The organism is Pandoraea cepalis, from assembly GCF_902459665.1.
Taxonomy (GTDB): Bacteria; Pseudomonadota; Gammaproteobacteria; order Burkholderiales; family Burkholderiaceae; genus Pandoraea; species Pandoraea cepalis.
Map to the genome: position 1 here is coordinate 21055 of NZ_CABPSL010000002.1, position 20301 is coordinate 41355.

General features: G+C 64.5%; 24 protein-coding genes. All 24 read right to left on the reverse strand.

The window, feature by feature from the left end; genetic code table 11:
• Window positions 1–104: 104 nt before the first annotated feature.
• The 24 genes from PCE31106_RS04495 to PCE31106_RS04610 all read right to left on the reverse strand — a co-directional run bounded on the left by PCE31106_RS04495 (window position 105) and on the right by PCE31106_RS04610 (window position 20000).
• The gene (locus tag PCE31106_RS04495) at window positions 105–2384 is read right to left on the reverse strand and encodes a helicase-related protein (RefSeq protein ID WP_033972367.1); all 2280 of its coding nucleotides are present in this window, start codon (window positions 2382–2384) and stop codon (window positions 105–107) included.
• Window positions 2385–2519: 135 nt separating this feature from the next.
• Entirely contained in the window at window positions 2520–2825 is a 306-nt protein-coding gene (locus tag PCE31106_RS04500) for a hypothetical protein (RefSeq protein ID WP_009459685.1), read from the reverse strand.
• A gap of 89 nt (window positions 2826–2914) precedes the next feature.
• Complete coding sequence (locus PCE31106_RS04505; protein ID WP_033972366.1) at window positions 2915–3235, reverse strand: hypothetical protein; 321 nt, start codon at window positions 3233–3235, stop codon at window positions 2915–2917.
• 49 nt (window positions 3236–3284) lie between these two features.
• Window positions 3285–4487 carry a DUF6094 domain-containing protein gene (locus tag PCE31106_RS04510; protein ID WP_371820129.1) on the reverse strand — a complete coding sequence of 401 codons (1203 nt, stop codon included), beginning with the start codon at window positions 4485–4487 and terminating at the stop codon, window positions 3285–3287.
• Window positions 4460–5107 (reverse strand): hypothetical protein, encoded by a 648-nt coding sequence (locus PCE31106_RS04515; RefSeq protein WP_033972364.1) that lies wholly within the window; start codon window positions 5105–5107, stop codon window positions 4460–4462. Before PCE31106_RS04515 ends, PCE31106_RS04510 begins: the two co-directional genes overlap by 28 nt.
• 76 nt (window positions 5108–5183) lie before the next feature.
• Window positions 5184–5444 carry a hypothetical protein gene (locus PCE31106_RS04520; protein ID WP_033972363.1) on the reverse strand — a complete coding sequence of 87 codons (261 nt, stop codon included), beginning with the start codon at window positions 5442–5444 and terminating at the stop codon, window positions 5184–5186.
• A 16-nt stretch (window positions 5445–5460) separates the two neighbouring features.
• Window positions 5461–5868: a hypothetical protein gene (locus tag PCE31106_RS04525; protein ID WP_033972362.1), complete on the reverse strand. Its 408-nt coding sequence runs from the start codon at window positions 5866–5868 to the stop codon at window positions 5461–5463.
• 105 nt (window positions 5869–5973) lie between these two features.
• Window positions 5974–6315: a hypothetical protein gene (locus PCE31106_RS04530; protein WP_033972400.1), complete on the reverse strand. Its 342-nt coding sequence runs from the start codon at window positions 6313–6315 to the stop codon at window positions 5974–5976.
• 95 nt (window positions 6316–6410) lie between these two features.
• The gene (locus PCE31106_RS04535; RefSeq protein ID WP_033972360.1) at window positions 6411–7100 is read right to left on the reverse strand and encodes a DUF3275 family protein; all 690 of its coding nucleotides are present in this window, start codon (window positions 7098–7100) and stop codon (window positions 6411–6413) included.
• Between the two features lie 57 nt (window positions 7101–7157).
• A complete protein-coding gene (locus tag PCE31106_RS04540) occupies window positions 7158–8060 on the reverse strand; it encodes a DUF3577 domain-containing protein (RefSeq protein ID WP_033972358.1) in 903 nt (300 codons plus the stop codon).
• A 368-nt stretch (window positions 8061–8428) separates the two neighbouring features.
• Window positions 8429–8782 (reverse strand): DUF3085 domain-containing protein, encoded by a 354-nt coding sequence (locus PCE31106_RS04550; protein ID WP_009459699.1) that lies wholly within the window; start codon window positions 8780–8782, stop codon window positions 8429–8431.
• 125 nt (window positions 8783–8907) lie between these two features.
• Window positions 8908–9720 (reverse strand): hypothetical protein, encoded by an 813-nt coding sequence (locus PCE31106_RS04555; RefSeq protein ID WP_033972355.1) that lies wholly within the window; start codon window positions 9718–9720, stop codon window positions 8908–8910.
• Between the two features lie 288 nt (window positions 9721–10008).
• Entirely contained in the window at window positions 10009–10287 is a 279-nt protein-coding gene (locus PCE31106_RS04560; RefSeq protein WP_033972353.1) for a hypothetical protein, read from the reverse strand.
• A gap of 97 nt (window positions 10288–10384) precedes the next feature.
• Window positions 10385–11122 carry a DUF5983 family protein gene (locus PCE31106_RS04565; RefSeq protein ID WP_017512403.1) on the reverse strand — a complete coding sequence of 246 codons (738 nt, stop codon included), beginning with the start codon at window positions 11120–11122 and terminating at the stop codon, window positions 10385–10387.
• Window positions 11123–11202: 80 nt separating this feature from the next.
• Window positions 11203–11661 carry a hypothetical protein gene (locus PCE31106_RS04570; protein ID WP_426789286.1) on the reverse strand — a complete coding sequence of 153 codons (459 nt, stop codon included), beginning with the start codon at window positions 11659–11661 and terminating at the stop codon, window positions 11203–11205.
• Entirely contained in the window at window positions 11586–11834 is a 249-nt protein-coding gene (locus PCE31106_RS24605) for a GNAT family protein (RefSeq protein ID WP_426789285.1), read from the reverse strand. The genes PCE31106_RS04570 and PCE31106_RS24605 overlap by 76 nt, the downstream gene beginning before the upstream one ends.
• A 172-nt stretch (window positions 11835–12006) precedes the next feature.
• Window positions 12007–12399, reverse strand: a complete 393-nt coding sequence (locus PCE31106_RS04575; protein ID WP_023103928.1) for a hypothetical protein — start codon at window positions 12397–12399, stop codon at window positions 12007–12009.
• Window positions 12400–12420: 21 nt separating this feature from the next.
• Entirely contained in the window at window positions 12421–12633 is a 213-nt protein-coding gene (locus PCE31106_RS04580; RefSeq protein ID WP_003290186.1) for a hypothetical protein, read from the reverse strand.
• A 330-nt stretch (window positions 12634–12963) separates the two neighbouring features.
• The gene (locus PCE31106_RS04585) at window positions 12964–13521 is read right to left on the reverse strand and encodes a hypothetical protein (RefSeq protein ID WP_023103929.1); all 558 of its coding nucleotides are present in this window, start codon (window positions 13519–13521) and stop codon (window positions 12964–12966) included.
• A 242-nt stretch (window positions 13522–13763) separates the two neighbouring features.
• Complete coding sequence (locus tag PCE31106_RS04590; protein WP_033972351.1) at window positions 13764–15371, reverse strand: DNA cytosine methyltransferase; 1608 nt, start codon at window positions 15369–15371, stop codon at window positions 13764–13766.
• Between the two features lie 519 nt (window positions 15372–15890).
• The gene (locus PCE31106_RS04595; RefSeq protein ID WP_033972349.1) at window positions 15891–17903 is read right to left on the reverse strand and encodes a DNA topoisomerase III; all 2013 of its coding nucleotides are present in this window, start codon (window positions 17901–17903) and stop codon (window positions 15891–15893) included.
• Window positions 17904–18183: 280 nt separating this feature from the next.
• Window positions 18184–18624, reverse strand: a complete 441-nt coding sequence (locus tag PCE31106_RS04600; protein ID WP_024008204.1) for a single-stranded DNA-binding protein — start codon at window positions 18622–18624, stop codon at window positions 18184–18186.
• 72 nt (window positions 18625–18696) lie between these two features.
• Window positions 18697–19224 (reverse strand): DUF3158 family protein, encoded by a 528-nt coding sequence (locus PCE31106_RS04605; RefSeq protein WP_009459718.1) that lies wholly within the window; start codon window positions 19222–19224, stop codon window positions 18697–18699.
• Window positions 19221–20000 carry a PFL_4669 family integrating conjugative element protein gene (locus tag PCE31106_RS04610; protein ID WP_033972347.1) on the reverse strand — a complete coding sequence of 260 codons (780 nt, stop codon included), beginning with the start codon at window positions 19998–20000 and terminating at the stop codon, window positions 19221–19223. The genes PCE31106_RS04605 and PCE31106_RS04610 overlap by 4 nt, the downstream gene beginning before the upstream one ends.
• Window positions 20001–20301: the final 301 nt, after the last annotated feature.

A 20301-nucleotide genomic window follows, 5' to 3' on the forward strand; every position in this document is an offset into this window, starting at 1 on the left:
TGGGATGAAAAAAGCGCAGCCACCTCCACGGAGAACGTGGGCGTGGCTGCAAGGTGGGAACAACAGAAATGCCGGCGGCGCTAGGCCGGCTTGTGGCGTGGGAATCAGGCGGCGACCAGTTGCCGGGCCAGTGCGACCTCGACGGAATCACCATCCTGGTTCAGGACATCCAGCCCCGATTCGGGTACATCGCCCGAGGTGGACTGCGAGACCATGATCTTCTTGGCCATCAGTTCGAGGCATGTCATCTGCGAGGAACCGGCGTAGCCGAGATAGATCACGCGCACGGGGTGCTTCTGCCCGATGCGCCAGGAGCGGCGTGCCGCCTGCTGGAGCGAGTACACGTTGTAGCCCGACTGCATGAACACGATCGTCGGGAACTCCAACAGATCCAGCCCCGTCTTGACCAGCTCGGGGTTGGTGATGAGCACGTCGATGCCACGGTCCAGTTGCTCGGCGATCCAGTCTTCGCGGCGGCTGGCGTCCACGCTCGCGCGCAGCACCGCCACCTTGAAGCCCTCCTGCTCCAGCAGCACCTTCAGGCGCGACGTGGTGTCGCGCGTGCCGGTATAGACCGTGTAGGCCAGAACCTTGCGGCCTTGCGCCTTCTCCTCTTTGCAGATGTCGATCAGCTCGCGCTCTTTCGGTGTCACCTCGAACTCGTTGAACTGAGCCGGGACGAACGCCAAGGTGTTGCGCGTGCGCGGATGCACCACGGTCTCCGACCGGAAGCAGCAATCCGGCCAGGCCAGCAGCACGTTGAGGACCACACCCAGCAAGGTCGTATCGCGTCGCGCCAGAGCCTGTTTCAGCTCCGCGGTCAGCCGACCCGCCAGATCGCGGTAGGCCGCGGCTTGCGCCGTGTCCATCGCGACTTCGCGGAACTCCTCGTCATACGGCGGCAGGACGTTGCCGCCGATGTCCTTGAGCTTGAGGAAGATCGTGAACGGCAGGATGCAGCGCAAGACGCCCTTGGGGCCGAAGCCCGGAGCCTTGACCGTGCGCACCGATACCTTGGTGCCCTTGGCCGTCTTGTGCGCCGTGCCGGTGCTCTCGGAGTAGATGTCCTTCAAGACCCCGTGATCGCGCATGAACGCCATCGCAGCCGAGGTCATGCTGCCGCTCGTGGTCGGGCGGTAGCCGTCTTCGATCATCCGCCCAGGCAGGGCTCGGAACAGCAGATAGAACAGGTCGTCCCCATAGCCGCCCATCAGCGTGCCAGTCAGCAGCAAGGTCTTGCGAGCCTTCGCCGCCAGCACGCCCATGGCCTGGCCTTGGGCACTGCCGCCGTTCTTGTACTCATGGGCCTCGTCGGCGATGAGCAGGTCGAACGTGCCTTGCGGCAGGTACCTCTTGATGAACTCGGACGGTTGGTAGCCGCCCTCGCCGAAGCCGAACTCCATGTTGGCCATCGCGCGTTCCATGCGCGTGGCCTGACGGTCGGAAAAGACCAGTTCGCCGTTGCCGTCCATGAGGTTGATGAACTCATGCACGTTGTCCCCCAACATCGAGGCAAGGAAACCATCACCGAAGCGCTTCATGAGCTTCTGCGCGGTGATTTCCCCGATGGTCGGGATGCGCTTCAAGGCTTTGAGGACGGCCGAGGACTGATCGCTGCCGGACAGGCTGCGCGGGCGGATCAGCGTCCACAAGGGCGCGGCGCAATGGCTGCACTTCCTGCGGTACTCCTCGGCTTCAAGCGCGACCGGGTTGACCGGCTCGCCGTCGAGGTCGGTGATGACCGTGCCGCAGTCCGGGCATGCGGCGACGTCGCCGTGGCGGGTGCGTCGCTGGGTGAAGACAGGCTTCCAGTGGAAGCCCATCCGCATCCTCACGCGGCCCAGGACGAAGAACTCCTGACCCGTGGGCTGCACACCCAACTGCTCACGCAGCTTGATGAGCTTGACGAGCGTATCCGGCCCGTTAAGCACCCACACTTTGGCGCCCGCTACCGTCTCCTGGATCTCGCGCCGCCACTTGTAAACAAGGTGCGGCGGCGAAAGAACCAAGGTGCGGCGGTAGCCTTCGGCGTTGAGCACGGCGGCCGTGGCGATGCCGACGGTCGTCTTGCCGCAGCCCATTTCGCCATTGACGATCGCGGCATGTTCGCCACGGTCAATCAGCAGCTCGGCGGCGGCATGGACGACTTCGGCCTGGGCCTGGAACAGCTTGCGCTTGAGGCTGGCGACGATGAGCTGGCGATGTGCCTGCGGTTGGCCGGTATAGACCGGCGGATTAGCGCTGTTGAGGGCGTCGAGCAGTTCGTCGCCGAACTCGCCGACGAAATCCTGAAGGCTCAGGGTCAGAGGGGAAGATTCCGCATCGAGCAGTTCGCCCTGTACGGGCGCGGCTTCAGCGGCATTGGTTTCGAGATCGAGGGACATGGTGATGCTCCAAAGAAAATGGGGCATGCACCACCCCCAGCGGGGCAGTGGCATGCCCCGTGGTGGGAAGTAAATCGGCGCGTGGCCGAAGGTGGTTGAAGGTGCTGGCCTGGATGGCCAGCGGGTGAACCGTGCTCAGTCCTCGGACGGCAGAACGATGACGGTGGCGCGGCGCTCCGCGTCGGTAACGATGCGAATGGCCAGCCCCGGGTGGATCACGTAGTGCGATGCCAGCGAAGCACCTGATTGAAGTGCGGTGCTGTTGGCCTGCCATTGCTGGACGTTGACGTCGCCCCAGTCACCACGGGTGTGGCGCCTGAAGTACGGGATCGGGTCGAGGCGACCCGAGCGGACCAGGCGGTCAATGCCTTTGCTGAAGATAAGCGCCCCGATGGGGAACGCCAGCCTCTGGCAGTAGGTTTCGATGCGATGTGATGCCATGGGCTCCTCCTTGAAAGGTTATTGAGCCACGACACCCCTGGCGGAGTGAAGTGGCTCCGTCAGGTGGATGGGATGACGAGGTGGTGCCTTCAGATCAGGTCGCGCTCTTCGGGAAGCTGGACCACCGTGGTCTGGTGGTCTTCGCTGGTCTTCACGATCAGCACCAACTCCGGCGTGATGCGGTACTGGGAGATCATCAGGTTGTCCTGATCGAGTGCGACATCGTTGGCCTGGCGGGTGGCCTCGTCGATCTCGCCCCAGTCGCCGCGCACGTGGCGCTGTACATAGGACAAGGGATCGATGAGACCTCGGCGGGCCAGCCAGTGCACCTTTTCGCTCAACTGCAACGAGGCCGGTGCGAACAAGGGTTGCTTGTGCGGCGCGGGCCGCTGGAACAGACGTGAGAGCATGGTGTTTCTCCTTCGATGAAGTGCAGCAGGACGTCAGGCGTCCGGGGGATTAGCGGATGGTCAGCACCTCGCCCCGTGTCGGGGAGCCAGGCGTCATGTCCCACGCGCGGATGACGGGCACGAACTTGTCGGTGAGGATGCGGGTCTCGGCGATGGAGCCGTCGTCGCGTTCGGTGAATTCCCGCTGGAGCGTCTTGTCCTTGTGGGTGTCACCCTTGACGACGAGCACGCGCCCGGTCTGGGAGCGCACGACGCCGGAAATCGCACCCGCGGCCAAAGCCAGGGCGAGATGCCAGTGGGACAAGGCCCGCGCCGGTGGACGCAGCGATTGCTGCGCGGCCCCTAGGTGCGTGTCCAGAGACGGCCAGAGACCTTGCAGCCTGCCAACCTCGTCGGTGAACTGTTCGGGCTCCATCGTCACGCGGAAGAAGTGCTCCGGCTCGGCCGGACTGGCGGGGACGATGTACGGCAGGAACGGCCAGTCGCTCGGCAGTTCCTCGGGTTCGACTTCGCCAAGCCCAACCTGCAGCAGCAGATTGCGCACGGCCTTAATCGAATCCGACGCCAGCTCGCGCTGACGCACCCGACGGCCGAAGATCACCACCTGCTTGAACTGCGTCTCCACCGCTCGGTAGATGCGCAGGTCCGTGTAGTGGCGTGTCAGCCAGCCGACCAGCTCCGCGTCGAGCACGTAGCCGGGGACGATGAAGACCAGCACGCCGCCGTATTGCAGCAACGACAGACTGCGCTGATAGAACAGCTTTTCGAGACGGGCGCGGCCTTGGCCCTGATAGCCGATGTTGCCGTTGATGTCCTTGGACAGGTCGCCATACGGCGGATTCAGCCAGAGCAGCCCGAAGGACTGCTTGGAGACCATCGTGTCCATCAGGTCCGCGTGTAGGCAGTGATCGACCAGGCCGCGGGCATGGCGTGCCCGCTCCGCGTCGAACTCGACCGCGAACGCCTTGGCCTGCTCGCGCCCGAGGGCGTGGGCGGCTTCGGCGATCGCCACGCCTTCGCCGGCGCAGGGATCAAGGATGCACATCGGCCCGTCGCTGGGCATCAGTGCGTTGAGGGCTCTTTCGAGCGTGGGTTCGTCGGTTGGGTAGTAACCGTTCTTGGCGAAATTGCGGGCGAGCCGCGGGAACATGAGGGCCATGGAAGTCTCCTGGTTGGCGGGGGATGAATGGCGGAAGCACGCCAAGGCGTGCCTCCGTGGGTGGGTCAGGCCGCTACCGCTTCCGGCGTCCAGATCTTGGCCGGATACGGATAGGCCGTGAGCACGTCACTGCGGATCAGGGAACCCAGCGCCAGGGTCAGCGCCGGCACGTCGATGGCGAGCCGATGGCCTTCCAACGGCCCGAGGGCGAACGGAAGGCGGGCCAGCATCTCGCGGGTTTGCAGCAGTTCCAGCACGGTCTCGCGCCAGTGGTCGAGCAGCGGCAACGGGCAGGTGTCCCGCACCAGCATCCACAGGCGGTCAAGCCGGTGGGCGCTGCCCTGTGGCAGCAGTGCCAGTGCGCTGGCGTTGGCCTTGTCGGGCTTGACGCAGCGCCGGTCGAACAGCCACACGTTGGAGAGCGATCCGAACAGCGTTCGCCGGTAAGCGCGCGTGATGCGCTTTTCCAGGCGATCGACGTTGCCGATGAACACCGGGACGCTGCCGCCCTGGTCGGTGATGACGTGGAACTGGTCCAGTCCCTGCTCGTCGCGCCCGAGGGTCAGGCGAGCGAGGAACTGCTGGACGGCGGTGTCGCGCGCCCAGATGGACAGGAAGATCAGGTTGCCCTGGTCATCGCCGACGCAGGCGTCGGCCATCACGTCCGGGCATTCGTCGATGCGGTACAGCGTGGAAGAAGTATTGGTGGGCATGGTGGTGTCCTCGGATGAACGGGAACAGCATCGCCCGCTGGGGCAAGTACTGCCCCGGGGGGTGGAAGAAAATCGCTCAGTCCGGCTCGAACTGCCGGGTGTGCGGGTTGAAGTGAAGCGCCTCGTCCACCGCGGTGATCGGCGTGAAGCCGTCCAGGTAGATGTTGTTGAGGTACTGGTCGCGGTAGGTCAGTGCCTGCCGTGCCTGCTCCTCGGTGAGGCCGTTGTCGATGAAGTACCCCAGCATTTCTTCGTCGGAGGAAAGTTCGTCGTTGGACAAACTGCCTTCAACGAGCTTCAACAGCGAGGCGGGGAGCGCAGCCAGGATCGGGTCCATGTCGGTTCCTCCTGACTCAGGCCAACAGCGCCGCGGCGGGTGCCGTGGATGCCGTGGGGGTGCGACGCCGCGCGTGGTAGGCGCGAACGCCTGCACGCCAGTCGGCGGACTGCTCCGGCGCCATGTCGAGGTAGCTCAACGGGCACGAGTAGTAGTACGGGTGCATGGACTCGTCCAGCGGCTTGTAGCCCCACTGGTTGCCGCTGCGTTCCAGAAGATCGCAGCGGATGTAGCGCAGGGACTGGCCCGGTGCGAGATCACGATGCACGCCTTCGGCCTTGGCCGTCACTTCCGCGACGGACCAGAGGACGTTGCCGCGCAGCGTGTGGGCGATGACCTTCACGCTGGCGCGCTCGGTCTCCTGCTGTGCGATCAGTTCCGCGATCAGTTCAGACCGCGATTGAGGTGAGAAATACCAGCCCATGAGAGGCCTCCTGAAGAAGTAAAGCCGGAGGCCTCCCCGTGGGGAAGAACCCCCAGCGGGTGATGGAAATGCCGCGTGTGCGGCGAAGGAACCTATGCTTTGCCCTCAGTCCCAGTCGTCATCGTCGCGATCACAACCGGCCGGGCAGTAGCCGAACTCGATCCCATGCGAGCAGTAGCCATGCTCCGCATTCCAGTCCTGGGTTTCCTGCCGTTCGGCAGGTGTTGCGTAGTCCCATTCCCGGGTCGCGATTTCCAGCGCTTGAGTGCGCTGGTCATGCGGCAACCGACTGGCTTGCGCGTCGATCTCCGAGCTGAAAAGCGTGACCCAGTGATCCCAGGACAGGCCGCAACCACGTTGGGCATGCTCGGCGGCCGTCTTGCAAACGGCGCGCCACGCGGTTTCGTCCAGCGCGGAACGGGGTGTATCGCAAGCGATGGTGGACATGATGGAGACCTCCAGAAGAAAGCCGAGGCCTCCCCCCGCATGGGGAAGGAACCCCGGCGGGTGGATGAAGAACACCGCGGATGCGGCGTCCGCAATCACGCAGGTTGCAGTTCGGCCTGGCGGCTCCACTCCTGCGTCTTGAAGTCCAGCGCGTAGCCCAGTTCGCCCAGGCGGGCGATCTGCGCGCGCAGGGCGCGGCGGTCGATGGTCGAATCCAGCTTCACGGACTCGCCCAGCGGCCACAACAGGCCGAACAGCGCGGCGTCGCCATCCTCGGTGCTGCCGGCGGCAGCAGCCGCAGCAGGCGGCGCGTCCACGCCGAAGGGCGTGGTATCGACCAGCGGGTCCGCGGACGCCTGCACGGGTGCAGGTTTGGCGGACCTGGATGCCTTGGCGGGCTTGGCCGGCGTTGCCACAGGCTGCGTCCCTTGCTCTTCATCGAGCGGATCGACTTCCTGCGGGGCGAAGCTATGTGCTTCGGCCTTGCTCAGCTTGTCGATGCCGAAAAGTGTCATACCGTCCAGGTTGGCGCGCATCTCGAAACGCATGCTGCCGTCGCTGATCGGATAGCCTTTGAGGAAGATGTAGCGAAGAACGAACTCCCCTTGGTACTTGCCCTCGGGGTATTGCTCCAACTCCGCGTCTTTAATCGTGAATTTTCCGAGTTGGCATTCGAGCTTGCCAACATTGAACTTTCCGTTGCGGCCGTGAATGGTGCGCAGCGCGAGCTGGCCCGGGACGATGATGGGCGTGGCCGATTTCTCGGGTGCCGATGTGACTGCCATGATGCTTCTCCTTGAGGAATAGGAAAAAGGCAAGGCCCCGTGAGGGGCCATGCCGGATCAGAACGAAGCAGCCAATGCCGGCTCCTGCTCTTCGACTTCACCTGCGGGCTCGCGCTCGGCGGGCTTGACAGGCTGGTCGGCAGCGGTGTCGGCGGCGTCCTCGGCTTCGGGCGCGGGTGCGTCCTCGGCCTGCGCCTGGTTCGTCGGATAGACCTGCGTGCCGTCGATCTTGATCAGACCGATGTGGATCAGCGTCGATTCCAGGCTCGCTCCCGGCTCCCCGGCGCGCTCACCCTTGGTGCGGATGTACGGATCGATCTTCATGTCGTTCAACTTGAAGGCGATCAGCACCTTGCGGTCCCCTTCGATGGCCTGCACGCACCGGCGAACCAGGTGCTCGGCTTCAGGGGTGGCGACGATGGTGTCGAAGTACCGATAGTCCGGTTCACCGACAGGCCCGGCCAGAGCCGCGACGCAGCACGACAGGAACGGATCGCCATCCTTGGGGGTGACGTCCTTCGGACGGCTAAGGTAGCCGATGCCGCGGGTGATCAGCTCGTGCTGCTTGATGGAAGCCAGTTCGGCCCGGTCAAGCGGCTCGGCCTTGAGCAGTCGCGCCTTGAGAGACGCGGCGGCTTCACCCTTGCGCTCGCCCTTGTCGCGGATGTACGCATCGCCCCACAGGTCGCCGAGGCGGAAGCGCACCAGCGGGCGCTGCTTGGGATCGTCAACGCCGATGTAGCGCTGGACGAGGTTCTTGGCCTCGGCACCCGAGACCTTGACGTCGAAGTAGCGGTAGCTGGGGTCCCTGGCGGGGCCGACCAGCGCGGCAACGGTGCATGCCAGGAAAGGCTGCGCACGGCGGCCGCCCCGGACAGGCACTTCACGGACACGCTGGATATAGCCGATGCCCGAGGTGTGGAGGTCGAAATACGATTTCTCGTTGGACGTGGTGTTCATGGTGAATCTCCATAGGGAAGAAGCGGAGACACACCAGCCCCACGCATGCGGGGAAAGGTGCGTAACCCCGCGGTGGGTCGATAAGGCGAAAGCATCCGCCACCAGAGACTGGTGGCCGCTCGCGGATGGATGCGGTGCGAGCTGGCTCGGTCACGCAGTGGGAACTGCGACGCAACCTCGAAGACCGATGGTTGCCCGGCATGTCGCTGACAACGTCAGCAGGCATGGGGTCAGCATGGCCGGGCCTCGCGCGCGCGACAGCAATCAATCGGCATCCGGGCGCTTCCCATTTTTTCCAGGCTGCCCAGTTCCGCCCAAAAGAAAGCCCCCGAAATGGGGGCTTCAAGGGGTATGCGGACATTTTTGGACTACGCCGATTCCACCGCCGCCAGTGACAGATACGTAGCGGTGGCGGACAGCTCCAGATCATCTGAGCTTTGCAGAATGCGAGTGAAAACGCTGTCTTTCGGGTCGAAGAACTCGCCGAAGTCGTCGCCGCCAAGCTCGGCGCGTGCCAGTTCCCACCAGTCATCGAACGGGTCGGTATCCGGGTTGCAGCCGACGGCATAGGCCAGCAGCTTCACGCGGCCATCGGGGCGGCGCTCTCCGCGCTCGGCGAGGAAGTACACGCCCTGGTCCTTGGCCAGGGCGACGCGGCATTGGTTGGCGATGGCCTCGGCAAGCACGGGGCGCAGGTCGGAGCCTCTGAATCGCAGTGACATGGTTGAAATCTCCTGTATGGATGAAGAAAAAAAGCCCTCCACCGAAACGGATGGAAGGCTTGTGGGGCAGTCGCCGATAGGCTGTGGACTGATCAGTCGTGCCGCTAGGCTTCCTGTCTGGCACGTCAGGCTGGAATCGCCTGACGTTGCCGAGAGGCTTTGGCGTCGATCATGCTCACGTCGATCAGGCGCCAGCGCCCGTCGTCGATGAGCCGCTCCAGCACTTCACCGAGCATGTCGAAATACACCCCGTCGTGCCTATCGATCAACTCACCGTCGCGGTGCAGCTCCACCACGTAGGTGTCGCCGCCACGGTCGTAGAGGATCGTCACCTGACCCTCGAACTTGGTGGTTGAGACCGTGAAGCTGATCGCCGGCGGGGTCTCGATGATCTTGGAGGGCTTGGGATCGACCCAGGCGAAGTCGCGGGCACCTGCATCGACCAGCATGTGGGTGATGCACCGGAACCCGTCGGGCGCGGGCATCTCCTCCAACTGCTCGATGAGTTGGCCCAGCTCCATGCACTGCGGCTCGGGAATGGGCAGCTTGGCGGGTGCTTTGCCAAGGATATGCCTCGTGATGGTGTAAGGCGTGCCATCCGAAGTCTTCTCGGTGACGACTTCCGGGGTGTCCGCGCGCAGCCCGTCGAAACGTCGCCGGGCGTAGGGTTGGACATGGACCTTGGCGCCCTCGCTGGGAACGGTGGTCACCAGGTTGGGATCGAGCACGGCGAACTCGGAAGGCTTGAGCTTGACGACGATGGCATCGTCGGTCGCGGAGACTACCTTGCCGTTGAAGGGCTGAGGGTCGATGGCGAAGCCCAACGTCGAGGACTGCGGCTGATCATCGAATACGCGGTATTTGAACGAACGCACGTTACGAGGGACATGGCCCGCGACAAGCGAAGGCATCATGGATTTGATGAGGGAACGGTCCATGGGAATCTCCTTGAGGAAGAACAAGGGATTCCCCGCCCGCAAGGGAGAGGTCCCTTGTGGGTGGCGTGAACGGACGGGGTACGTCCATAGAAAGAAACGACCAGCACGGTTTCCCGCACTTGCAGCCTTGAAGGTCTCGGCTGCCAGGGCATGTGTCGGCAACGCCGACGAACATGGAGCAAGGATGGCTCTGGAATGGGCGGCCTGCTTGCAAGAAATCGCACAGCGTCGCACCCGCTTTCCTGCGCTGCGGACAAGAAAAAGCCCCTCGAAAGGGGCTTGGTTGGGTCAGGCTTCGTACACGAAGTAGTGCTCGCGCTGATGTGGGAAGAAGACATGCTTCCATGTATCGCCGCTGGTGTTGCCACCGTCGAAGACGACCATTTCGTAGTCGTCAATGTCGGTGTCCACCAGGTCGGCGCTGGCGATATGGCGCATGTGCAGCGTGCCGCTCATGCGCTCGAATACCAGGATCTGGCCGATGGCGTCGTCCTGGCCCATGGCATTGACGCAGGCGCCGAGCTGGTGCTCGAAGTCTGGCGTGCGCGAGATGAGGTCGGGGAACATGAGGTTGCTCCTATGAAAATGGACCAGCCCGGCTCCGGGAGGGAGACGGGCCGGTATGGGGGAGAACAAAGAGGAAGGATGTTGCGTCGAGCGGCTGCTAGGATTCGGCCAACGGCAGGCCCAACAGCACGGGTGCGTCGGCGTCGAGAATCAGGATGCGCACGTCGGCCTGGCCAGCCAGTTCAATGACGTTCGCCAGGTCATCCGGCATACCCTTGCTTCGGTGCTCCTGGCGAAGCTGCTCCGCACTGATGCCCTCGGCGTGGTCCAGGTTCTTGTCCGTCCAGGGGGTGGAGATCAGCTTGATGCCGATCGCCGGGCTGTACGGAACCCGGAACGCGATGAACAGGAATGCCTCCGGCGTAGCGAGGTCTGCCAGGTTGGCGAGGTATTGGCCGGTTTCTTGGCTGATGTGTGCGCTGCTGATTTCCCAGCACCGGCTGTAGTAGCCGGTCTCGAAACTCAGGCGCTGTACGACTTCCCGCGCTGCCTCTGCCGAATAGGCGTCGCCGACGTGGATGGGGCGACCGTCGAAGTCGTCGCCATGGATGGCATAGACCACGGCACCGATTACACCTTCGCCGCTGACACCTTCTGCGGTATCGCATTCGGCCAGCACCTCGGCACTCACGGGTTCGGGACCATTCCTGACCACGGCGAAATCGCTGGTGACGATGCACGAGGATGAAATCAGTTCCTCGTCGGAAAAGTGCTTTTGACTCGCGTGGATGATTCGCCAGACATGCGGGCTTCCGTCGTCGTAGCCGATGCACAGCGTGCGGACGATTTTTAGATTCCAGTAGCCGCGGAGAAAGGGATTGGGTTTCTGGGACATGGGAACTCTCCAGATTTGAATAATGGGGCCAATCCCCGCCACCGGGAATTGGACCCGGTGGGTTGAAAGTGGAAAATGCGTCAGTCGGCGCTGATCGTTGGCGTCTGAACCAGCCGTTCGGCGATGCGATGGCGCACATTTAGGCGAAATTGCTCATCGGTGATGCCGGCAAGCAGGTTGGCGGCCTCCAGCGCGATCAACGCTGAGGCCTCTTCGATGTCGGCGGCCAGGATGGTGTTGCGCAGTTGATCGCCGAGTTGAAGCGCCTGCGAGGACGTTCTGAAGACCTGGACCTCGCGGCTCAGGTAGCAGCCGTTGCCGCCGAACTCGAATAGCCTTGGCTTGCTGCAATACCAGCAGCCCTCAAACTGGATGGCGGTCAGGTTATGGCCGTCATCGAAGCGGGTAGCGATCAGAAGCAGGGCTTCCAGGTCGGCGCTGTCCTCGAATTGGTGGTGCTCGATCAGGTTCTCCCGCTCCCCGTCCTGGTCAGCACGGAAGTGCGCGGCCAGCCGTTCAAGCAGAGGCGGAATCGACAACTCAGCACATCTGTCCAGCGTGGATCATTGGTTTCGGCGATCTGGGCGATGTAGGCCTGCCCATTGCCGGGATGGTTTTCGTCGAGCGCGAAAGCACCGAACAGTGCCTTGATGACGGGAGTAACGCGGTTGAGCACGAGAACGCCCGTGCCTTCGTAGTAGTTGTTTGCCATGCTGGCTCCTTTCGAGAAGAGCGGAGCCAGCCCATGCGGACGATGGCATCCGCAGGGAATAGCCCAAGGCCGTTGGCGTCGGGCGATGGGGAAGAAAAATTGAGGGACATGGCCTTATGGGCGCATGTCCCTCACGGGGGGGCGAGAGGACAGTGGCGTGCCGGAGACCGGCTCACCAACCGCTGTAGTTCACCAGCAGGTCGGCGATGACCTTGCGGCGTTCCAGATCGAGACCGTCGAAGTCCGACAGCCCGTGGAAGCGGCAGCGCTTGAGCATGGCACCGCCCTCGCGCGCGTTGTAGAAGCTGACCATGGCGGACAGGAACATGCGTTCGCCGCTGCTCAGGACGCCGAGGGCATCGTTGAGCCGCAGCATGTCGGGACGCAAATCCCACTTGGTGTTGGCCTGGTTCAGGCCTTCACGGGTGCCGTCGCCGAACCACTCGGGACCAGCAATCTCGACACCGCGCTTCCAGGCCTCGAAGAAGGCTTGGGGCGCGGCAGCGAAATGCTGCTCTTCCCGCATGATCTGATCGACGACTTCCCGCGGCAGTAGCTGGTTCATGACGTGATTTCTCCAGTTGGATCAGGGAATGGCGAGCTGGGACCAGCCGCCTCTTTCGAGGGCGCGTTGAGCCGCGGCATAGCTGCGGAAGTACTCGCGGGATTCCCGCGAAACGGGACCTTCGGTATCGCGCGTGCCGATGTAGTGGCCGGCGGCGCTTTGCAAGACTTCGAGCGGCAGGAACTTGCCGCAGTAGGTCAGGGCCAACTGGCCGAAAGAGGCTTGCTGGGACATGGACGGGCTCCTTGGAAAAGCGGGGCCTTGTCCCTCACGGGATGGCAGCTCCCGCACGCGGTTGATAAAAAGCATCAGCGTCACGGGGACGCTCATCCGCAGAATTGATGCGATGCGGACTGGTGGGTGACGCGGGAGAGACCCGCGGCAGCCTGGAACCCTGGCTGCTGGCATGTGCTGACGAATCAGCGAACATGCAGGCAGCTTCGTGCGAGGGCTGCGTCGCGTCAGTTGGAAAACGGCATTCGGCCCAGCCCCGATTGATGAGCACCGGAAAAGAAAAGCCCCGCATCGAGTACGGGGCTGTCAGGAGGGTGCGGTGGCGCTGGGTCAATCGGGCTTGTCGCCCAGGACATGCTGCTTCCACAGGTCGAATGCCCGCTCGGGCGGAAGCTCGGCGAGGATGACGATGGGCTGGGCCTGCCTGGTGCGCAGCGACGCGAAGTACGCCTTGCGGTCGGCGATAGCCTTGAGCTTGATGCCTTTGATGAACAGCAGTTTGCCGTCCTTGATGAACAGCACCTTGTTGCCGATGTCGCGGTTGAAGGCGGCTCGCACCTTGCGCTCCGCGTGCATGGCATCGGCCAGTTCATCGACCAGGAAGTCGAGCGTCATGTCGATGTAATGAGGGTCTTCACCCTCCTGACCTAGATCGAGCGGCGCAGGCGGCAAGCCCTTGGCAAAGGCTTCGGCCTGAGCCAGCAGCGTCGTCTTGCCATTGAGCGCGCGGAGGAATGTCGAGCCGCCATGCCCGTCGTTGCGGGCCTCGGCGATGGGAGTGCCGTCGAACACGATGGTCGCGGTGAAGCACAGCGTTTCCTCGCTGGCGAAGTCGGCGACCTTGAGGTTCTTCAGCGTGATGCGGTCTTGCTTGGTGATGGTGTCCATGGGAAGTCCTGAAATCGACCGGGTGGCGACATGCCCCTGACGGGACGTGGCGACCATCCCGTGGGTTGGAGAAAGGAGGCATCGGTGCCCCGGTGGGCAGCGTTCGCCGGTGAGATGCCGAAGCGAACTGGTGGGTGGCGTGGGCGGAACCCACGGCAGCCTTGACACCCTGGCTGCGGGCTGCTGCCGATACATCGGCAATGCAGGGGGAGAATGGCGCGGCCGGCAGGCTGCGTCGTCGATCAATCCGAAGCGGTCGAGTCCGTCTTGTGCAGGCACTGCACCAGCCGGTTGCCCAGCCAAGCCATGCACGGGACGGCCATGGAGTTGCCAATCGCCTTGTAGCGCGGAGCGTCTGCGGCAGGCTTGCCGCGATAGGGGATCAGCGTGTAGTCGTCGGGCATGCCCTGCAGCCGCTCGCACTCCATGGGCATCAGCCGCCGCACCCGCCATTGCGACCAGTCCGCTGCACCGGATTCATTCCAGTCGTAGCGGAAATGTGCCTCGAAGTCGGGGGCCAGGACATGGGGCTTGTCTGCGCCGCCGCCGCTGGTACGCAACGCCGCCGCAACGCTTCCGCCCAGTTCGGCGGCAAGACCCTGCGTCCGTCCCCGCAGGGCAACGCAGGCCACCATCGGCACACCGTAGCCCGGCTTGCCGTTGGACAGGACGGTGCAAGACACCTGTCCATGGCCCGACTCGAAGCGCACTTCGCCGCGGTTGTTCTGCGCGAAGGCGATGGCGGGCACGACGCCTGCGTTCGCATGGCTGTTGCGATGCCCGCCGGCACGCAGCGTCGGCGTCAGTTCGATCGTGGCGTCCGCGCCGCTGCCCTGGGCGGTGAAGGCGATGATCGGCACGCCCTTTCCCGTACCGTCCTCGCTGCTGCCCTTGCCGTTGTTGGCGGTGTCGAGGGTGTGGGCGATGCTGCCGGCGATGGACTGCACCATGAACGTCTCGGTGCGGATGTCGTGCTTGGGACCCGCGGCCATCAGGCATGCCGCAACATCGACGGGGCCAATGCCGCCGCTGAATCCGAACGTCGTCGTGACCTTGCCGTAGGGCTGGTTCAGTCCAGCGAATCCTGCGTATCCGCCTGCTGCTGCAGCACCCGGTCCAGCAGCGCGGGCAGCTTCTTGCCACGGCGCACGGCCCGCAGAAGAATCCCCGCGCAGGCCTGTGCGCTCAAAAAGTACTTCGGAGGGATCGAGGTCATCACCACCACATGCCACAAGAAACACGCGCTTGCGGCGTTGGGCGACACCGAAATATTGAGCGTCGAGCACGCGCCAGGCGATGCGGCGGCGGGGTCCAGACACACAACCAGCGTGCGCCCATTTTTCCCCTGGCGGCTGGAGCGCACGGCTTTCTCCGGCCAGTGCTCCCAGGAAATGCCCGAAGGCATTGCTGCGGTCGTTGAGGACGCCGGGGACGTTTTCCCAGACGAGCGTTGCCGGCGGGCGGCGGTCTTGGTGGCGGGTTTGGTCGATGGCATTTGCAAGCTCCACATAGGCAAGGGTCAAGGCGCCGCGCGGGTCGTTCAGCCCCTGGCGCGCGCCGGCAACGCTGAACGACTGGCACGGCGTGCCGCCGACCAGGATGTCGGGCGCCGGCACGGTGCCGGCGCGCACCTGACGGGCGATCGCGGTCATGTCGCCCAGGTTGGGCACATGGGGGTAACGGTGGGCGAGCACGGCGCTCGGGAACGGCTCGATCTCGGCGAACCACGCGGCTTTGAGGCCGAGGGGTTGCCATGCGAGGCTCACGGCCTCGATGCCGCTGCACACGCTGCCGTACAGCAGTGGCGCGGCCTGGGGTGCACCGCGAAGGGTGCAAGGTTGCGGGTTCATGTCGGGTCTCCTGTTCGTGTGGCCCGGGGCGGGCCGGGACGTTGATAGGCAGGAGAAAGGCGCCGAAGGCCCTGCGGCCTTCGGCTCGGGAGGACAGAACCACCCGTGGGCTGGTGCAGGCCCGGTCGTCGCTAGAACCGTCTGCTCATCAGCAATCACACCCGGCGCATGTCGTGGTTCGCGCCGGCATCGTCTGGCGCACATCCGCGCACAAAGGGAGCCCGTTTTTGCGCCGGCGGGCACCGGCACCGAATACCGCTGACCACGAAGGGTCTCCGGGTGGCTCGCGCAGCTTGGCAAGCCACCGGGGGACCCTTCGCAGAGGCGGGAGAAATGCAGATCAGCAGAACGCGCAGGAGGCGGTTCGCGGAGAAGCTACCTTCAGGTCCCGCGGCCGGGGATGACCAAGCGGGACGCGCACACGGACAAGAAGGCGTTGCGCGCTGGGCGTCCCGCAGGGCGTGCGGAACACAGGCCGCGCCGCCGATGGCGGGCACGGCTCACGGGGAACGGGGTCGGTCAGGAGCCTTTGCGGCCGCTGCGGCGCGGGCGCGAGGCACCACGCTTGGACGTGCCGGATTCGACCGGCAGCGTGCCTTTGCAGTCGGGGTAGCGACTGCACGACCAGAATGGGCCGCTCTTGCCGGTGCGCTGGCGCGTCGGTGCGCCGCACTGTGGGCAAGGCGGTCCGTGGGGAACCTTGATGGACAGGGACGTGCTGCCGTACTGCGCGATCAACTGTGAGATCCATGCAGCCTGCTTGCCGATGAATACGTCCAGCGTGAGCTGTCCAGCTTCGATCATGTCCAGCGCCTGTTCCCAGACGGCGGTTGTCCCTGGGTCGGCAATCGCTGTGGGCACCGCGTCGATCAGGGTGAAGGCCGCATCCGAGGCGCGGATGGCGCGGCCCTTCTTCATGAGGTAGCCCCGCGTCAGCAGGCCACTGATGATGTTGGCCCGCGTCGCTTCGGTGCCGATGCCGACCGTATCCTTGAGCTTCTGTTTCAGGCGCGGGTCCGAGACCAGTTTGGCGACGCCCTTCATGGACTTGACCAACTCGCCCTGCGTATAGGGCCGAGGGGGCAGCGTCTTGAGCGCCTTCAGATCGACGTCGGCCACCTGACATGCCAGGCCCTCGCGCAGCGCGGGCAGTACCTGGCTGCGCGCCGCAGGGTCGCCATCCTCCTCGGATTGCGGTTCGGCCAGCACCAGGCGCCACCCCTTGACGACGACCTGCTTGCCGGTGGCCGCCAGCGTCTGCTGGCCGCAGGAGAGGTTCGCCACAGTGCGGTCGAACTCGTGGTGAGGAAGGAATTGCGCCAGGTAATGCGCCCGGATCAGCCGATACACTGCCAGTTCCTTCTCACTCATGGTCGAGAGGTTCGCCGGTTCGAGCGTCGGGATGATGCCGTGGTGAGCAGACACCTTCGCGTCGTTCCAGGCGCGTGAGCGTTGAGTGCGGTCGAGCTGGTCCATGATCGGTCGCAGCAAGGGATCGGTCTTGACCAGGCTGTCGAGGACCGTTGGCACCTCGGCGAACATGCTTTCGGGCAGGTAGCCCGAATCGGAGCGCGGGTACGTCGTGGCCTTGTGCGTCTCGTATAGGGCCTGAGCAATGTCTAAGGTCTCCTGCACATCGAGCCCAAGCTGCCTGGAACACACCTCCTGCAAGGTCCCCAGGTCGAACGGCAGCGGCGGGCCTTCCCGCACGCGCTCGGTTTCGACCGCCACCACCTGGGCGCTGTCCGCGGCGCGGATCTGCTGCGCGGCGTGCTGCGCGATGGGCTGCTGCAGGCAGCGGCCGGCGTCGTCGGTGCATGCTTTCGGGGGAACCCACTGCGCGGTGAAAGCCTGGCTGCCAGCGGACAGGGACACGTCGATGGCCCAGTACGGCACGGACACGAAGGCTGCGATCTCGCGATCCCGGTCCACGACCAGTTTGAGCGTCGGGGTCTGGACGCGACCGACCGACAGCACGCCGTCGTAGCCGGCCTGCCGCCCCAGCACCGTGAACAACCGGCTGAGGTTCATGCCGACGAGCCAGTCCGCCCGAGAGCGCGCCAGCGCCGAGTAGTACATCGGCAAGGTCTCGGCCGATGGCCGGAGCTTGCCGAGTGCGGCGCGAATGGATGCGTCGTTGAGCGCCGACAGCCACAGCCGCTCGATGGGGCCGCGGTAGCCGCACAGGTCGATGATCTCGCGCGCGATCAACTCGCCCTCGCGGTCGGCATCGGTAGCGATGACAAGCTGGGTCGCCTTCGCCAGAAGCGCCTTGACGACCTTGAACTGCGTGGCGGTTTTCGGTTTGACCTCGACCCGCCAATGCTGGGGAATGATGGGCAACTGCTCGATGGACCAGCGCTTCAACTGCTCGTCGTAGGCTTCGGGCGCTGCGGCTTCCACGAGATGGCCGATGCACCAGGTGACGGTGACGCCGGAACCGTTGAGGCAGCCTTCACCGCGCTGCGTGGCACCGAGAATCCGGCCAATGTCTTTGCCCTGGGAGGGCTTCTCGCACAAGAACAGCCGCATGTCCGTCCATCCCGATTCCCGTTGTTCATGGAGTTGCTGGAATCGAGGATGCCGAGCGCCACCTGGGGCAGCAGCAAACAAGCCGCATGCAGCGGCGACCGCTTTCACGGAATGGAATGGCTTGGGCGGGGTGGCGCGTGGCCGCAGGTGTGCGGACCGGAAGCCGCGATTTGCGGGAGCGCGTGGAAGTCGGTGGACGTTGGTGGAGCTATCCCCTGGGGATAGCTCGCGAGCGCATGGAGGGCGGCGAAGCATTGCGGCCGCCGCCCTCCATGCCGGTTCACTTCCTGCGCTTCGCCTCCTTCGGCGCGGTCGATTCTTGAGCGGCCTGGGGCTTCGGTTCTGCCTCCTGCGGCTTCGGACTGAGGGCCACGGACTCGATGCGGTACGGCAGGATGCCGACGCTGCGCGCATTGATTTGCCAGGTTTCGCGCGGCTGATCCTCGTTGTCCGTCCAAGGTTCGCGCTCCATGCGGCCGACGACCAGCACGCGCATGCCTTTCTGGTACAGGTCCTTCCAGTGCTCGGCGTCGCGGTGCCAGATTTCCACCGGCGCCCAGAAGCCGCCCCGGTCCTCGAACGTGCCATCCTTCTTCGGCACAGGGTTGTCGAAATAGACGTTCAGGCGTAGCAGGCGGCTGGGTTCGTCGTTGCCGTTGGGGAATTCGCGGTACTCCGGTGGCGAACCGATGTTGCCTTCGCCGGAAAAATGCGTGCTCATGGTGTGATCTCCGTGGTGGTTGAAATACCCGTGCCTCGTCGGCGCCGGGAGCGTGCTGGATGCCCGGCGCAATCACCGATCGCGCATTGCGGCGGGAATGGGCGTGAGCCGGCGCAGGTAGGCGTCGTCCGCCTCGGCCGCCTTGCTGGCGCATTCCTGCGCCTGCCTGCCCAGGGTGTGCAGCAGGCTGATCTGCATGTTCAACGTGATGCGCTGCAGCTCGATCGCGTGCAGGTCGGCCAGCAGGTTGACGGGTGTGCTGCTGCTGGCGACCAGCTCCCGCCACAGCGCCACGCCCATGGCCGATCTGTCGTGTCTGCGCCAGCGCAAGAAGACGGTTCCTGCGCCAGTGGTCTGTTGGGCCAGTTCGATGGGCAGCAGGTGGAAGGGGTGCCCGCATGCCTGCTCCAGCACCTGTCGCTGTGCCAGGGCAATCAACTCGTCGCGCATGGCGAAGCACTGGCTGGCCCAGGCCTCGAAGTCCCCTTTACCCTTAAAAGGCTTTAAAAGGCCTTTTAGATAGGCCGCGTGTTCCAGCCGCATGAAGGCACCCTGTTGCAGGCCTCGGAAGTAGCGGGTCGGTGGGTTCGGATCGCTCATGCCGGCTCGTCCTCGCCGGCTGCGGCTTCGGGCGACTCTGCGGTGGTGGTTTCATCGCCGGGCAGTGATGCTTCGGCAGGACCGTCGCCGCGCTGCTGCAGGCCACGGCGCACGATGGGCGGCGCAAACTTCGACCGGCGCGTGCCTTCCAGCACGTCCTGCGGCAGTTCGCCATACTTCTCCAGCGCTGCCCGCGCTGCGGCATTCTTCGACGCGAAGTCATCGCGTGTGCAGCCCGAATAGCGATACTGCTGGGCCAGCGAGAACAGGCTGCGCAGTGAATGTGCGCCCTCGTTGAGCCAGCGTTCCAAGGTGATGCGGTCAATGAGCGCGGTGTGATGGGCGAGGATCAGCTTGCGGGCGATGTCGTCGTAGTCGGCCAGGAGATAGACCGCGGCAAAGCCGAGCTGCGCGTTGACGAAGAGCGGGAGCTTGACCGGCTGCACGTTCAGGTTTTCGCCCAGGCTGAGCGCCGGCGGCACACTCGCCAGCGCCTGGTCCACCTGCTCGCGCAGCGATTGCAGCGTGACCTTGGTGTGGTCGAGCTTGTCCTCGATGCGCAGCATCCACCAGTCCGAGTACGGATCGTCCTGCTCCGAGCCCCGCCGCATCTTGTTCATCTGGGCGATATAGCCATTCAGGCCGACGATGCCCGGTCGCCCCTCGGCGGCGGCGCGACCATGCCAGATGCGGGAAGCGTGATGGGTGTGCAGGGTCAGCGACATCGCACTGCGCAGGGAGCCGAGATTCAGTTGCAGAGGTTCATTGGTTGCCATGGTGTCCGCTCGTTGTTGGAAAAGGAGCGGCCAGCTTCGACAGGAAGCGGAAGGCAGTCAGTCAAGAATCCGAATCCCGGCGGGCCCCGGTTTAGGGCGTGGCGGTTGCATGCGGCGCGAGCTATCCCCAGGGGATAGCTCCATGGAGCGCCAACGAACGCTGCACGCCGGGATCAGGGGGGGCAACGCCGATGCTGCGGCAGATGGTCGATCCCAGGCCTGCGACAGCTTGGCGTTGTGCCCAGCAGCGGAACTATCCCCAGGGGATAGCTCTACTGGCGGCCATGGGCATCTAGTTTCA